This window comes from Neobacillus sp. SuZ13 (assembly GCF_030123365.1).
Taxonomy (GTDB): Bacteria; Bacillota; Bacilli; order Bacillales; family Cytobacillaceae; genus Neobacillus.
Window position 1 is genome coordinate 4,702,171 of the sequence record NZ_CP126107.1, and the last position, 14,604, is coordinate 4,716,774.

The 14,604-nt window shown below is 38.7% G+C and carries 12 protein-coding genes; 2 read left to right on the plus strand and 10 right to left on the minus strand.

All coding sequences use genetic code 11. From position 1 onward, the window contains the following. Positions 1-33: 33 nt before the first annotated feature. The 7 genes from rarD to refZ form a co-directional block, all read right to left on the minus strand. Positions 34-966: an EamA family transporter RarD gene (gene rarD / locus QNH17_RS23275; protein ID WP_283875413.1), complete on the minus strand. Its 933-nt coding sequence runs from the start codon at positions 964-966 to the stop codon at positions 34-36. 465 nt (positions 967-1,431) lie between these two features. After that, complete coding sequence (gene mbcS, locus QNH17_RS23280) at positions 1,432-3,018, minus strand: acyl-CoA synthetase MbcS (RefSeq protein WP_283875414.1); 1,587 nt, start codon at positions 3,016-3,018, stop codon at positions 1,432-1,434. Between the two features lie 266 nt (positions 3,019-3,284). Next, positions 3,285-3,491, minus strand: coding sequence for an alpha/beta-type small acid-soluble spore protein (locus QNH17_RS23285; RefSeq protein ID WP_088089259.1), 207 nt, complete (start codon positions 3,489-3,491; stop codon positions 3,285-3,287). A gap of 100 nt (positions 3,492-3,591) precedes the next feature. Continuing rightward, positions 3,592-4,797, minus strand: coding sequence for a tRNA uracil 4-sulfurtransferase ThiI (gene thiI / locus QNH17_RS23290; RefSeq protein ID WP_283875417.1), 1,206 nt, complete (start codon positions 4,795-4,797; stop codon positions 3,592-3,594). After that, entirely contained in the window at positions 4,798-5,940 is a 1,143-nt protein-coding gene (locus tag QNH17_RS23295) for a cysteine desulfurase family protein (protein ID WP_283875419.1), read from the minus strand. It abuts the gene before it with no gap. Positions 5,941-6,058: 118 nt separating this feature from the next. Further along, entirely contained in the window at positions 6,059-7,747 is a 1,689-nt protein-coding gene (gene ezrA / locus QNH17_RS23300) for a septation ring formation regulator EzrA (RefSeq protein ID WP_283875420.1), read from the minus strand. A gap of 170 nt (positions 7,748-7,917) precedes the next feature. Further along, positions 7,918-8,550, minus strand: a complete 633-nt coding sequence (gene refZ, locus QNH17_RS23305) for a forespore capture DNA-binding protein RefZ (RefSeq protein ID WP_283875421.1) — start codon at positions 8,548-8,550, stop codon at positions 7,918-7,920. Positions 8,551-8,707: 157 nt separating this feature from the next. Between refZ and QNH17_RS23310 the strand changes: the two genes are divergently transcribed. Next, a complete protein-coding gene (locus tag QNH17_RS23310) occupies positions 8,708-9,190 on the plus strand; it encodes a GAF domain-containing protein (RefSeq protein ID WP_283875422.1) in 483 nt (160 codons plus the stop codon). A 39-nt stretch (positions 9,191-9,229) separates the two neighbouring features. Here QNH17_RS23310 and megL read toward each other — a convergent pair whose 3' ends face one another. Then, a complete protein-coding gene (gene megL, locus QNH17_RS23315) occupies positions 9,230-10,414 on the minus strand; it encodes a methionine gamma-lyase (RefSeq protein WP_283875423.1) in 1,185 nt (394 codons plus the stop codon). A gap of 101 nt (positions 10,415-10,515) precedes the next feature. Then, the gene (locus QNH17_RS23320) at positions 10,516-11,946 is read right to left on the minus strand and encodes a sensor domain-containing diguanylate cyclase (RefSeq protein ID WP_283875424.1); all 1,431 of its coding nucleotides are present in this window, start codon (positions 11,944-11,946) and stop codon (positions 10,516-10,518) included. 381 nt (positions 11,947-12,327) lie between these two features. On the opposite strand from QNH17_RS23320, the gene rpsD reads away from it, so the two are divergent. Beyond that, positions 12,328-12,930, plus strand: a complete 603-nt coding sequence (gene rpsD, locus QNH17_RS23325) for a 30S ribosomal protein S4 (RefSeq protein ID WP_026563299.1) — start codon at positions 12,328-12,330, stop codon at positions 12,928-12,930. A gap of 144 nt (positions 12,931-13,074) precedes the next feature. Here the strand turns inward: rpsD and QNH17_RS23330 are convergent, their stop codons facing one another. After that, a complete protein-coding gene (locus QNH17_RS23330; RefSeq protein WP_283875426.1) occupies positions 13,075-14,397 on the minus strand; it encodes an MFS transporter in 1,323 nt (440 codons plus the stop codon). Positions 14,398-14,604: the final 207 nt, after the last annotated feature.

A 14,604-nucleotide genomic window follows, 5' to 3' on the forward strand; every position in this document is an offset into this window, starting at 1 on the left:
AACCTTATCCAAGGAAGCGGATAAGGTTTTTCATTATATGCTAGTGCCCTTCTCTTTTCGTAAATGGAACGATTGTGAAGGTAACAACTTTGTTTTTGATAAAGAATAAATCGTTAATGCTGACCAAATGAAGATAAAGGATAGTAATTGTATTTTTGAAAAATGTTCATGATAGACAAATACGCCTAAAAGTAAAGTTAATGTCGGAGCAATATATTGCAAAAAACCTAATAATGATAAAGGGATTTTTTGTGCGCCTTTTGCAAAATAAAGGAGCGGTACTGCCGTTGCAACCCCAGCACCCATTAATAGCAGGTCAGTTGGAATCCCAGCGTTTAAAAAGTCATTGGTGCCGCTAATAAATAAAAATCCAATATATATAACAGCAATCGGTGTAATCACTAGAGTTTCTAAGGTTAGCCCTACTTCAGAATCCACATTGATCAACTTTTTCGCTAATCCATATAATCCAAAGGAAAGAGCTAACACAATCGCAATCCACGGAAACTGCCCATGGGAAATAGAAATAATTAATACCCCAATTGCTGCTAAGACGAATGATACGTATTGGTAAACCGTTAATTTTTCTTTAAGCACAATCATCCCTAATAAAATACTGATTAATGGATTGATATAATAACCAAGACTCGCTTCAATCATATGACCGCTGTTAACCGCCCAGATATAAATGAACCAGTTCACACTGATTAACAGGGAAGCAATTGTCAAAGCGCCCATTTGTTTTTTATTTTTCGCAAAACCTTTAATTGTGCTAAGAAAAAGTCCCCATTTTTTGGTTAGGAGAAGAACGACGACCATAAAAATAAACGACCAAACAACACGACTGGCTAGGATTTCTTTAGCATTAACATGGTCTAATAGCTTCCAATAGATTGGCAATAATCCCCAAAGTAAATAGGAAAAGCCGGCATGAATGACTCCTTTTTGCGTTTCTGTCTTTTTCATATTTGTACGAGCCCCTATTCTTTCTAGTTTCGAAATAATTTCTATTATAACGCGAAATTATATAAAAAGGGGAATTTTTTACTTCCAAGAACAAAAAGCGCTAGCGCCCGTTTAGCGGCGTATGGACTGGAGCGCTCCAACCGAGATAAAGGAAAATAGAAAAGCGGAAGCGCCTTGCTCAGGGGGGACAGGCATAAGACGAGCCGGCATGAAGGTTGCTTTTTGACCTTCAGGACGGATTGGCTTATGACCCCGAGCCCCTAGGCGCTGGAGCTAGACAACACGAAGAGCGTTAGCGATTCTCTGTTGACTTATCGTAGGGCGGAGAGCGAAGTACACTAGCCGCTGGGCACTGGAGCTGGATTCAGAGATCTAAGTCAATTTATACACAATTAAATATTTTATAATTTCCTATCCAATAAAAATAAGCAGACGCTTGACCGCCTGCTTACTCTCTAACTTGCCTTATGCTTGTTTCGCTCCCTCAAGTTCCTTTTTCCGAAGTTCAATCCGACGAATTTTCCCAGAGGTAGTTTTAGGAAGCTCAGTAATATATTCTATTTTCCGTGGATACTTATATGGTGCTGTAAGGGTTTTCACATGTTCCTGTAAAGTTTTTGTTAATTCAGGGTCGGTGGAATCCACATCGTCTTTTAAGACAACAAATGCTTTGACAATAAAGCCGCGAATCTCATCCGGACTCGCCACGACTGCACATTCCTTAACAAAAGGATGTTTAACAAGCGCATCCTCTACTTCAAATGGTCCAATCGTATACCCAGAGCTGATAATAATATCATCTCCACGGCCCTCAAACCAGAAATAGCCTTCTTCGTCCATTTTTGCCTTATCACCGGTTACATAATAATCACCGCGGAACTGCATCGCAGTTCTTTCCGGATCTTTATAATAGTTTTTAAATAAAGCTGGCGTTTCAACATGGACGGCGATATCGCCCACTTCACCGACTGAACACACCTGGCCCTCTTCGTTAATGATTTCAACCCTGTTCCCAGGGGTCGGCTTGCCCATAGACCCAGATTTCAATTCCATACCTTTGGTAACCCCTACAAGTAAGGTATTCTCTGTTTGTCCATAACCGTCACGGACATCAATATTAAAATGTTTTCTAAACGTATCAATTACTTCTCGATTTAAAGGTTCACCTGCAGAGACAGCACTATGAAGATTTGGTAATTGGTAATCAGCTAAATTATCTACCTTCGCCATTAGTCGATATTCCGTCGGTGTACAGCAAAGGACATTTACATTATATTTTTGGAGGAGACTCAAATATTTTTTCGGTTCAAATTTTCCGTTGTAAACTAATCCTGTTCCACCGGAGCCAAGAACAGATAAGAATGGGCTCCAAATCCATTTTTGCCAGCCAGGGCCGGCAGTTGCCCAAACCGTGTCACCTTCTTCAATACAAAGCCACTGTGGAGCAGCTGTTTTTAAATGAGCATATGCCCAGCCATGTGTATGGACAACCCCTTTAGGATTCCCTGTTGTTCCAGACGTATAGGATAAAAAGGCCATATCTTCTCTAAGGGTGTCCGCTTGTTCGAAGCTTTCGGAAGCAGCTGCCATCTCTGTTTCCAAGTCAATCCAGCCCGGTTCAGTTCCACCGATCGTCAATCTTACCAATGGCTGGGATTTGCTGATATTTTCAAATTGATCCACGTAGGGATAATAACTAATCACACCTTTTACATCGCCGTGTGTAATCCGGTAATGCAGATCTTTTTCCTTTAACATTTCCGAACTTGGGATAACGACCATCCCCGCTTTTAAAGCGGCCAAATAAACGACATATGCTTCAATAAGACGCGGTACGATGACAAGGACCACATCTCCCTTATCTAGGCCATTCTTAGCTAACACATTTGCCGCTTGATTCACTTTTTTTACTAATTGTTCGTATGTAACATGCTGGGTTTCTCCTGCCTCATTCTCCCACTTCAATGCCACTCTGTTCGGTTGCTTAGCAAAACGCTCCATTTCTGAAACTAGATTATACTTTTCTGGTGCAATTAAATCTTCCCGCTTCATGCTTCTCCCCCTAATGATATTTTATTTTTATCCTACAATTTTAATTATACAAAATTATTAGATAATTTTAAATTATTATCTAAAAAGCGGAATCACCCGTTTTGCGACGTATGGACTGGAGCGATTCGATGTTGACTTATCGAAGGGAGAAGCGCGAAGTACACTAGTCGCAGGGTGATGGAGCTGGATTGTTTTCTATGTAATAGAAACAAAAAAGAGAGCGCGGGAAACCCCACGCTCTCTGTAGCCATCGTATTAATTTTTTATTAACGAGAGAATCCGCCGCCTAATTGAGATTCAGCCATTGCTACTAGACGCTTTGTGATTTCACCACCAACAGATCCGTTGGCACGTGAAGTAGTGTCAGCTCCAAGATTTACACCAAATTCAGAAGCAATTTCATATTTCATTTGGCTAAGAGCTTGTTCAACACCAGGAACCAATAATTGATTTGAGTTGTTGTTGTTTGCCATGTGATATCACCTCCTTGTGAGTATAGAATGTGTAGAACTTAAGATCTTCATTCTATAATCCAATTGGTAATTGTTCACAAAGTGTTCAAATTTTACCTTTTTAAAACAAATCGCTAAATTCTGATCGCTGTTTGTTATCCGGTTTGATCACAATTCTTTCTGTCTTCTGAACTGCTTCATGAATAAGAGGTTCAAAATCAAAGAAACTTTCAAAATGCTGAACCTTTTCCCTTTTTGGTTTTGTTTTTGGAGATGCAGGAACAAAGATGGTACAGCAATCCTCAAAAGGTCTGTTTGAGATTTCAAATGTATCAATTTCTTGAGCAATTTTTATAATATCCGTTTTATCCATTGTAATCAACGGACGCAAAATTGGCGTATTCGTTACTTCATTGATTGCAAACATACTTTCTAATGTCTGGCTAGCCACCTGACCTAGGCTTTCACCGGTAATAATCGCAAGACCTTCATGTTTTTTTCGAATTTCGTCTGTAATTCGCAGCATCATTCTTCTTGTTGATGTCATCGAGTAATTTTCTGGTATTTGTTCGCGAATCGTTTGCTGAATATTTGTAAACGGGACAATGTGTAAGGTCAGTGAGCCATAAATTTCAGCTAGTTTTTGTGAAAGATCAATGACCTTTTCTTTTGCTCTTTCACTCGTAAATGGCGGGCTGAAAAAATGGACTGCTTCCACTTCTACTCCCCTTTTCATTGCCAAATAGCCTGCAACAGGGCTGTCAATTCCGCCTGAAAGCATGAGCATAGCCTTTCCGCTTGACCCAACCGGAAGTCCGCCAGCACCTTGTATGGTTTGACAGGATAGGTAAATGGCTTCCTTTCTAACTTCAATCCGTAAATTAATATCAGGATTTTTCACATTAACTTTCAACCCCGGGATATTCTGCAGTAAATAGCCGCCGATGGTATGATTGATTCCATCTGTATCCAACTCAAACGATTTATCCGATCTTTTAGGAGTAATCTTAAAGGTCTGTCCATCTCTATATAGGGACCGAACCAATTCTAGCGAATTCTCCTTTAATGCCTCTAAACCTCTTTCTACCTTTATCGCAGGGCTAAAAGACTGGATTCCAAAAATATTCTTTAATTTATCATTTACTTCTGCACAGTCTTCACCATTTAATAGGACATACATCCGGTCACGGCTTGCTTCCACTTTCACATTCGGGAAAGAAACGAGCGCGATCCTTACACTTTTTTTTAACTTATCTACAAATTTATTGCGATTTCTGCCTTTTGTTGAGATTTCTCCATAACGTATTAGTATTCGTTCATAATCCATTTATTTCATTACCTTCCTTAATTGGTTTGCAGATTCTTTGAAGGCCTCTAAAGCCGTACTTGCTTCTTCTATACTATTTTCAACAGAAAGGCTTATTCTGATGGCACTTTCGGCTAATGTCTCCGGAACACCCATTTCTAGAAGCGTCTTACTTGGCGATTTCTTTTTTGAGGAACATGCACTTGTTGTTGAAACAAAGATGCCCTTCTGCTCAAGCGAGTGGATAAATACCTCCGACTTAATTCCTTTTAATGAAAAATTTATGATATGCGGGGCAGCATTATCATGTGGCGTATGAATTTGAACATCCTCTATTTCAGTTAATCCGTTCCTGAGCATGCTTTGGATCCTCTTCATTCTTGTTAAACCGGTTTCAGCTTTCGTTAATGTCATTCTAAGTGCTTTTGCCATCGCAACAGCTCCTGCCACATTTTCAGTACCGCTGCGGAGTTTTCGTTCCTGATTTCCACCAGAAAATAATGGAGCAAGTCTTGTACCTTCACGAATATATAGGGCACCAGTACCCTTTAAACCATGAAATTTATGGCCAGAAATGGAGCAAAAATCCACTCTACTTTCCTTAAGTGAAAGGGGAAGTTTCCCAATGCTTTGAACAGCATCAACATGAAATAAAATCGCAGGATGTTTTAATAATAGTTCGCCAATTTCTTCAATCGGCTGAACCGTTCCTACTTCATTATTCACATGCATAATCGAAATTAAAATGGTATCTTTCCTAATCGCGCTTTCAAGATCGGCGACACTAATTCTTCCATGCTGGTCAACAGGCAGGTAGGTAACCTCGAACCCCTCCTGTTCAAGCTGTTCCATCGCAGATCGTACGGATGGATGCTCTATACTTGATGTAATCAAGTGGCGTCCTTTATTTTTATGCAATAACGCAGTCCCTTTAATTGCTAAGTTGTTTCCTTCTGTGCCACCTGATGTAAAATAAATCTCGGAGGGCTTCACCTTTAGGAGCTTGCTTACTTGTTCCCGTGCTTGTGATAACAACTTTTCTGCTTGCGCCCCCATCTTATGTAGTGAGGACGGGTTCCCATAATATTCACTAGACACCGTAACGAAAGAATCTAACACTTCTTTAAACGGTTTTGTCGTTGCACTATTATCTAAATAAATCATTTTTTCTCCTCCGAACTTCCGAACCATTGAACTTACAAAAATAAATCTTATCATAAAGACATATAAAAGGAAAAACAAAAAACCGATTCAGCCAAAGTGTGCTGATCGGTTTTGTTATTTATTCACTAACAAAAGAGGCTTTTATTTTTTTCAATGCATCGGGATCAATAATATCTAGTGTTGCTGCCGCTTGCTCTAGAGCCACTTGGTATTCATAGTGCCTAAATGCGATTTCTGCTTCTGTTAAGCCTTTAGCAACTTCTGGGAATTTGCTCTTATATCGATTCCCATATTGAATGGCTTTTTCGGCAAGCATCACATTTTCTAATAGCTCAATCGTTGAATTAGTAAGTTTATCCACTGTTAAAACAGCTATTTCTAAATACTGATTCAGAGCGGAAATATTAAGCGGTTTTTCTTCAAGTTGATATTTAACATTTTGAATACTCTCATTTGTATCCTCAAACAAATACTTATAATCCTCTGGTAAGCCTGGGACGTTGCTTTTCGTCACGAGACGAACGGTATCGCCCACCTTTTTAGTAAGTTCTTTTAGCTTTTCTCTGGCTTCAAATTCATCTTTCCTAAGGGCTTGGAGTTTTAAAGCAAAATCTTGCTGTCCCTCACGGATAATATCCAGCTGTTCTTTAATCTGAGCTAACTCTTCGCTTATGACGCTTTGTGCGATTTCGTTTAATTTTACTTTTTCTATAAGGATTTCAAAATGTTTATAGACAGTGGAAAGTTCCTTTTCCAGATGTCGCTGTGTTTCAAAATCACTATCGGACACCTGATAACTTTCTTGAACATGAAGGAATTCACTTGATAGATGACTATTTTCCTCATGGGCGGATAGGAGAAGATCACTTGCAATTTGTTCATTTTTCAAGACAAAATGCTTAGCGTGAACTTCTTTTTCCAATAGATCGAAAAGGATATCGATTCTTTCCTTTACTTCTGTTACTCCTTCCACTGCCTCGTCAATTTTCGTCGCTTCGATGAGTACTAAATTCTCAGACAGCTTTTCCTCTAAGCGTTTAAGCTCTTCATCCACGTTGATATGTTCTAAGTAATATTCTTGGCTAGACATTTCACGGTACCCTTCAAGGATATCGGATAGCTGATTCGGTAGAAGAGATTGGCATTCAATTAATAACTGCGGGATTAGGTCCATATCTTTCTTAATCGTTCCCAGTAGACTTTGAATAGACAAAACTACTTCACGGGCTTCAAGATAATTACCATGTTCCGTTTTTTCATCAAATTCCTGAAATTTTTGTGATACACCATTAAGATGTTCTTCTAAAGACTTTTCTGAGCTTCCAAAACTGTGGCGGTGGGCAAGCAGCCTTTTCTTTGATTCCCGATACTGCTCTTTTAATTCTTCAATTTCAACACGGTTCTTTTCCTCGCTGCCAACCAGTTCATGTAACTCTTCTAAAATACTTTTTATCTGATCCTCTGTTTCTTGTAACTTCGCAGCAATGGCAAGTTGAACACCTTTGGCTTTATTAAAACGATACCGATCTATGTACTCTTCTGCATCAAAAAGCATTTCTTCTAAATTAGGAAGTTGCACCGTAACAACCTCGTCCCACTGATTTCGCCAGCGTTCGAAAAGCTCTTCAGTTTGACCTGTCATATTAAGCAGCTTAACCTTTGACATTTCATCCAGTACTGGACGATTCATTAAATCGATTTTCCATGCTTCCAATCGATCCATTTCCTTAAAGTACTTTTTCTTAATTAGATACCCTACTACAAATAAGGCCAGTATTAGGATAAAAAATCCAATGAAAAATTTCACAAGTAAGCCCCCTATTTCCAAAAACATTCGTTCCAAATGCAGTTATCGTACATCTATTTTAAATGAATCTTATAATGTTCTGTTCAATGCTATTATGATACCATGTAAACGACATTTTTTGACTATTAATTTCATTTTTTTTGTAAAATAAAAAAAAATAGCGATTGCCGCTATTTGACGACTGCACCCATTTTCATCGGCACATCTGAGCATAAAGTTTTTTCAATCCACGAATTAATATCCTTTAAATATTTCTGCTCAAAAAATGGTTCATTAGGAAATACGTACAGCACTTCCCTCATATAGTGAGTATTCATAAATGGCATCATGAGTAATCCTTTTAACTGGATGATTAAATACGGAATCGAATGCGGGCGGAATTCATTCCATTCAAAACCTCTTTCAAAGATTAATTGAAAATAGTATTTTTCTTTAAGTAAGTATGTTGACATAATCTCTCGAACTATTTGCGAGTCCATCGACATTTCTCGGTAGACCAAACTAGCCAATTTACTATTTTCACATTGATAGTGTAATAAATCCGCGACAATTCGTTTTAAACATTCCTTTGCTCCCTTTTCGATGGATGCATAGGCTTCTTCCATCTTACTAATATATTGTTCAAAAAAATGCGTAAAGCAATATTCTAATAAACCTGGTTTGTTTTCAAAATGGTAGGCAATCGTTGCCGTATTTACGTTAGCCAGACGGGCGATATCCCTAATGGACGTTCCTGTGTAACCATTGGACTTAAACAATGTGATAGCAGCCTTTACAATAGCCTCTTTAGCATTTTTCTTCATAAAATGGCCCCTTTCTGGAATACCCGATAATCCCCTTACTTAAAAATTCTTTGTTACACGACAGATTCCTTTATAAAAATATCGACAAAGTCCGCTTATATTCTTGTGAATTTGATAAAATACTTATATTAAATTGTTGAAACAAAGGGGAAATATCATGTTTAACGTCGAAATGTATACAGGAAGCCGCGAAGAAAATTATAATCTTGTCATAAAGCAGTTGCATGCTCTCATCCATGATGAGGAAAATCCAATCGCCAACCTCAGCAATGCAAGTGCCCTGCTGAACCAATTTCTTGATCGAACCAATTGGGTTGGATTTTATTTATTGGATAAAAACCAACAACTTGTTCTGGGACCATTCCAAGGTCTACCAGCATGTGTCCGAATTCCGGTTGGCAAGGGAGTTTGCGGAACAGCTGCCTTAAAACAGGAAACGGTTCTAGTCGATGATGTTCATCTGTTTCCGGGTCACATTGCCTGTGATGCCGCTTCCCAATCAGAAATTGTCGTTCCGATAATAAAAGATGAGGAGCTTTTTGGTGTTCTTGATATTGATTCACCCGAAAAGAACCGGTTTGATGAGTTAGATCAACAAAAACTAGAAGAGTTTGTGGCTGTTCTTGTTGACCACATATAGAAAAAAGCACAAAGGAAATTTCCTTTGTGCTCTTTTTTATTATATCTTATCCAGCGCCTGCTCGAGGTCTTCTTGAAGATCCTCCCATGCTTCTAGACCAACTGATAGCCTTAGCAAGGTATCATCAAAGCCCATTTTTCTTCGTTCCTCTTCTGGGACTACGGCATGGGTCATCGTTGCAGGATGTTGGATTAATGTCTCGGCATCACCGAGACTAACAGCAATTTTTATTAATTGCAGCTGATTCATCAACTGTTGTGCCGTCCCCTTTGTTCCTCTGATCGTAAAAGATATAAGCCCGCCGGGTTGCTTCATTTGTTTTTTAGCGATTGAAAAATCTTGATGTTCCGGATCGCCAGGAAAGTAAACCATTTCGATTTTCGGATGGTCTTTCAAAAAACGAAACAATTTACTGGCATTTTCACAGTGGCGGTCCATGCGAAGTGGCAGTGTTTTCATTCCTCTTAATAATAGCCAAGCATCAAAAGGTGAGATAATCCCACCGATGTCTTTTTGGGTCGTCTTTGAGACCTGTCTAATAAATTCCTTCTTCCCAATGACAAGCCCTGCAATGACATCTCCATGTCCGCAGATATATTTGGTTGCACTATGAATGACAACATCGCAACCTATTGTTAAAGGAGTTTGAATATAAGGGGAACAAAATGTGTTATCAACCACAACAGGAATCCCTTTTTCATTCGCTACCCTCGCCACTAATCCTAAATCTACCAGCTTCATTGTAGGATTTATCGGCGTTTCAATATAGATACAAGCGGTGTTTGGACGGATTTCTTGTTCTAATAATTCCGCCGAGTTCATTAATGAAAAGTCGTGGTCGATTCCATATTTCTCTTTTAATAACTCTAACAATCCAAATGTACAACCATACACTCCTTGTGAACAAAGAATATGATCCCCAGTCTTTGTTAAGGCCACTAATACTGCACTGACGGCCGCCATTCCAGACGAAAACGCTAAACCCGCTTCACCTTGTTCAAGAACTGCAATCCTATCTTCTAATATTTTCACCGTTGGATTTCCTAAGCGTGAATAAATAAATCCCTCTTCCTGACTAGCAAATCTTCTTTCCCCTTGTTCGGCGTTGGCAAAAGTGAAGGTGGATGTTTGATATAACGGGGGAACTAAACTGTCTTGATGTTCATCCGCCTTGTAGCCTGAATGAATAACTTCCGTTTCAAACCGTGATTTCTTCTTCCCCATACTGGATTCCTCCTTTTTTGAAAACGTTTACATTTAATTAGTTTATAATATGTCAGTTAGGTAAATATCGTTAGGGCACTCTTAAATATGAGTGCCCATCCCTAACTAACTCTTATATTTTGCTTTTGAATGACGACCTTGTTCTTTCCAGTCCCCTTTGCAATATACAGTGCTTCATCTGCCCGTTTAAATAAGTAGTTGTAAGCATCGACCTGTTCCTTATTCCAATAAGAAACACCACAAGAAACTGTAATATGCGGTTCAGAGGATTCAGCTATTTTTTTCACTAATCTTTCAGCTACAGCAGCTCCTTTGTCTAAGGGGACTCCCGGAAGATAAAGAGCCAGCTCTTCCCCGCCCCATCTGGCGCCAATATCTTCTCCGCGGATATTGTTTTTTATCAGGTTTGCCACCTGTACAAGAACCTGATCCCCCACCTGATGTCCATATGTATCATTTATTTCTTTAAAATTATCAATATCAAGCAGGATAAAAGTACCCTCTCCGGACTCTTTCATTGACCCCTGGATTCTCTCATCCAAAAATTTACGTGAATAGAGCTTTGTTAGGTGATCGGTAATAATCATATGCTCCAACTCTTCTCTGAGCATTGAATTGGTTAGTGCAAGCGATGAATGATGAATAAGTGACTGAAGGAGTTTAAATGTATCAAAAGAAAAGAAATAGGGCTTTTGATGCATTACAATGGAAAAACCTTTTAATTTTTCGCTATGAATCATTGGAACTGCGAGTATCGAATGAAATCTTGGTGTATTTTTTATGTTTTGGAGGGTGAAATCTCCAATAAATAAAGGATTTCTTTCTCGTTCAATTTTTCTCTTTAAATAATCAATATAAATTTGGGCTTGTGGTGTGTAAAAGTAGGGTGTTGAGCCTGGGAGTATTTTTACCTTAACATGTTCGTTTGTGAATAAGAAAAATCCAACTTCTTGTGCATCTATGGAAGAGATGATTTGTTCTGACATGTATGTCATCGTATCAGCTAGTCGCAAGTTGGAATTTAAGCAATGCGAAGTTTCGTTAATTAATTGTAAATTGAAGATTTCCTGCTTTGATTGTTGGTGGAGATAGGCATTTTCCAAAGAACTACCTGCAGCACTCGCCAGTAAACTTATAAACTCTACCTCAAACTCATGGAATTCAACCGCTGTTGCTGCCACAACCTGCAAAACACCGTAGGTTACTTTTCTCCCTTTTAGGGGGGCATAAATAATGGCATGGTCACCAGTAGCGGAATACTCAAATTGAATTTCTCCTGATCCATAAGCTTTGATAGCTGCAATATTTTCACTATCATATTCAAGTTCAATAATGGGAAGTTCATTGTGACTATATGTATCCTGTGAAAGCAATAGAGAAAAGGAGGAGTCAGGATATAATTCTTTCAAAGTAACACATAATTCATCCAAAAGGTTCTCTACATCCAGAGATGAATGAAGTGTTTCTGTAATCTCTATTAATTGTTTGTACCTTTTTATTTGCCACTGTAAATCACACTCGAGAATATCCATTTAGGTTTCACCCGATCTAATTCCAGATATATACATCGCCCCTTAATTATAGTTAATTTTCAGACACTTTGGCGATATTTATTTGTATAAATTATTAACATTTATTAAAATAATATTTTCGACAAAATTCTTCTAAACGCACTTCTAAAAAAATATTCTTGACTTTGATGGAATAAAAATTATATAATACTTTTTGTGTAAAATATTGCAGCCTATTGTGTTCACTTTGAATAGTCTCATTTTATTCCTCATATTTAAATGATGGTGTATCTCGTAACCCTTAGCTGCAAGGGCGAAGGTGCATGAAAATAAAATGGTTGTCAAAGAGGCTCATAACGGTTTTTATTTTACCAAAATAAAAACACGAAGGAGGAGTCATTCATGGCTCGTTATACTGGCTCTAGCTGGAAAATTTCCCGTCGTCTTGGAATCTCTCTAAGCGGCACAGGTAAAGAATTAGAAAAGCGTCCTTACGCTCCTGGACAACATGGTCCAAACCAACGCAAAAAGCTTTCTGAATACGGATTACAATTACAAGAGAAGCAAAAGCTTCGTCATATGTATGGCGTAACTGAGCGTCAATTCCGTAATCTTTTTGATAAAGCTGGCAAATTAGCTGGTATCCACGGTGAAAACTTCATGGTTCTTCTTGAATCACGTCTTGACAACGTTGTATACCGTTTAGGTTTAGCTCGTACTCGTCGTGGAGCACGTCAATTAGTTAACCACGGCCACATCTTAGTTAATGGTTCACGCGTTGATATTCCATCATTCCGCGTAACTCCTGGTCAAACAATCAGTGTTCGTGAAAAATCACGCAACCTTGATGTGATCAAAGAAGCGATCGAAGTTAACAACTTTGTTCCTGACTTCTTAACTTTTGATGCTGACAAATTAGAAGGTACTTTCACTCGTTTACCTGAGCGTTCTGAATTACCTGCTGAAATTAACGAAGCTCTTATCGTTGAATTCTACTCTCGTTAATTGATTTGCTTATTAATTAGCAATCACAAAAACCCTAGAAACTGCGTTATATCAACGTTTCTAGGGTTTTTTATTTATGTTATTTTTAAGTATTCGTGGACATGAAAACCTCTATTTTCAATTTTTTATAAGCTTTTATGATTCTTAAATGTTTATAGAATGGTTATCTATTTTTCCTAGATTCCTGCTTGTTTTAGGAACAATAGGTTCAACTTTGCCAAGCCAAAAGAGATAGGTTAATGCCCCGATTAAGGTGGCAGTTCCTGACACTATAAGTGCAGGGGTAAATGAGTGGGTAGTAGAAATTATAAAACCGGTTACAATTGGACCCAAAATGCCACCCATATTTGACACACAGTTTTGAAGTCCTCCAACAACTGAAGTCATATTTACAGGGGCTACGTCTCCAGGAAGTGACCAAATAGCACAAGCAGCAGTCGTTAAACCCGCATAGGAAATCGATAGTAAAGCGATAGATAGAACAGCTGAATTAACCAGCCCCGCAAAAGCTATCGAGGTTGCCAATAACATACCTCCACCTAGGTTCAATTTACGAACAAAGGTTAAGGAATAGCCTCTTGAATAAAGATGGTCGGAAAACCAGCCCGCTAAAAGTTCAGCAACTAGACCAAAGAGTGGAGGAATCATGGATACCCAACCCATTTTCATCAATTGGAAGCCTCGTTCTTGTACAAGATACGTTGGGAACCAAGTGATAAAGAAATAAATGGCATAGTTTAACATGAAAAACCCTACACACATTGCTAAAATATTACGGTATTTAAGAAGTTGATACCATTTCATCGGCTGGGTATTTTCAATGCCATCCTTTTTGACCTGTCCATCACGAATATAGGTTAGTTCCTCTTTGTTTACATACATATGCTTTTCCGGATCACGATAATAAGCCCACCAAATGGCCACCCAAACCAATCCTAACAGACCAGATACGATAAATGGAACTTGCCAGCCAAAGGCAGTCATTAACCAAACAACAAAGGGCATCGCTAGCGCCGTACCCACTTTAGAACCGCTGTCAAAAATAGCAGAAACTCTTGTCCGTTCTCGATCAGGGAACCATTTTGCTGTCACACCAGCATTGCTTGGATATGCTCCTGCCTCCCCCATTCCTAATAGGGTTCGAAAAATGAGGAGGGATTTCATTCCTTGGCTAACAGCTGTCAATGCGGTGGCAATGGACCACCAGGCAACGCTTAAAGCAAGAGAGAATCGTTGTCCAACTTTATCGGCCAGCCAACCAGCAGGAATCTGAAATAACGCATATGTCCAAAAGAAAGCAGACATGACAATCCCCATTTGTGCCGCATTTAGTCCAAATTCTTTCATTATAGTCGGGGTGGTAGCAGACAGGACTGTACGGTCCAAATAATTAATGGCTATAGCTGCCCACATGAAGATGGCAATCTTCCATCGAACTTTCGTTCTTTTTTGATTTATTTCTCTCATTTTAAAGCCTCCTATAATAGAAATCGCTTCCAAATTAAATTAAGAATATTATAACAATTCCAGGCATTCCTTGGTTAACCAATTGATAGATAGCCATCGTGCAAAGTCTATAGAGGATAAAATTCTGAGTCTTACCATTTTCTGCTTTATTTCTAATCATTTAAACACGATCGCAAAAATTAATAAATGAACTTTTATAACTTAATG

What these genes read in the sequence shown, in the direction of transcription:
- rarD (WP_283875413.1), bottom strand. Translation starts at nt 966, where the DNA reads ATGAAAAAGACAGAAACGCAAAAAGGAGTCATTCATGCCGGCTTTTCC.
- mbcS (WP_283875414.1), bottom strand. Translation starts at nt 3,018, where the DNA reads ATGAAGCGGGAAGATTTAATTGCACCAGAAAAGTATAATCTAGTTTCA.
- QNH17_RS23285 (WP_088089259.1), bottom strand. Translation starts at nt 3,491, where the DNA reads ATGGCAAACAACAACAACTCAAATCAATTATTGGTTCCTGGTGTTGAA.
- thiI (WP_283875417.1), bottom strand. Translation starts at nt 4,797, where the DNA reads ATGGATTATGAACGAATACTAATACGTTATGGAGAAATCTCAACAAAA.
- QNH17_RS23295 (WP_283875419.1), bottom strand. Translation starts at nt 5,940, where the DNA reads ATGATTTATTTAGATAATAGTGCAACGACAAAACCGTTTAAAGAAGTG.
- refZ (WP_283875421.1), bottom strand. Translation starts at nt 8,550, where the DNA reads ATGAAGAAAAATGCTAAAGAGGCTATTGTAAAGGCTGCTATCACATTG.
- QNH17_RS23310 (WP_283875422.1), top strand. Translation starts at nt 8,708, where the DNA reads ATGTTTAACGTCGAAATGTATACAGGAAGCCGCGAAGAAAATTATAAT.
- megL (WP_283875423.1), bottom strand. Translation starts at nt 10,414, where the DNA reads ATGGGGAAGAAGAAATCACGGTTTGAAACGGAAGTTATTCATTCAGGC.
- QNH17_RS23320 (WP_283875424.1), bottom strand. Translation starts at nt 11,946, where the DNA reads ATGGATATTCTCGAGTGTGATTTACAGTGGCAAATAAAAAGGTACAAA.
- rpsD (WP_026563299.1), top strand. Translation starts at nt 12,328, where the DNA reads ATGGCTCGTTATACTGGCTCTAGCTGGAAAATTTCCCGTCGTCTTGGA.
- QNH17_RS23330 (WP_283875426.1), bottom strand. Translation starts at nt 14,397, where the DNA reads ATGAGAGAAATAAATCAAAAAAGAACGAAAGTTCGATGGAAGATTGCC.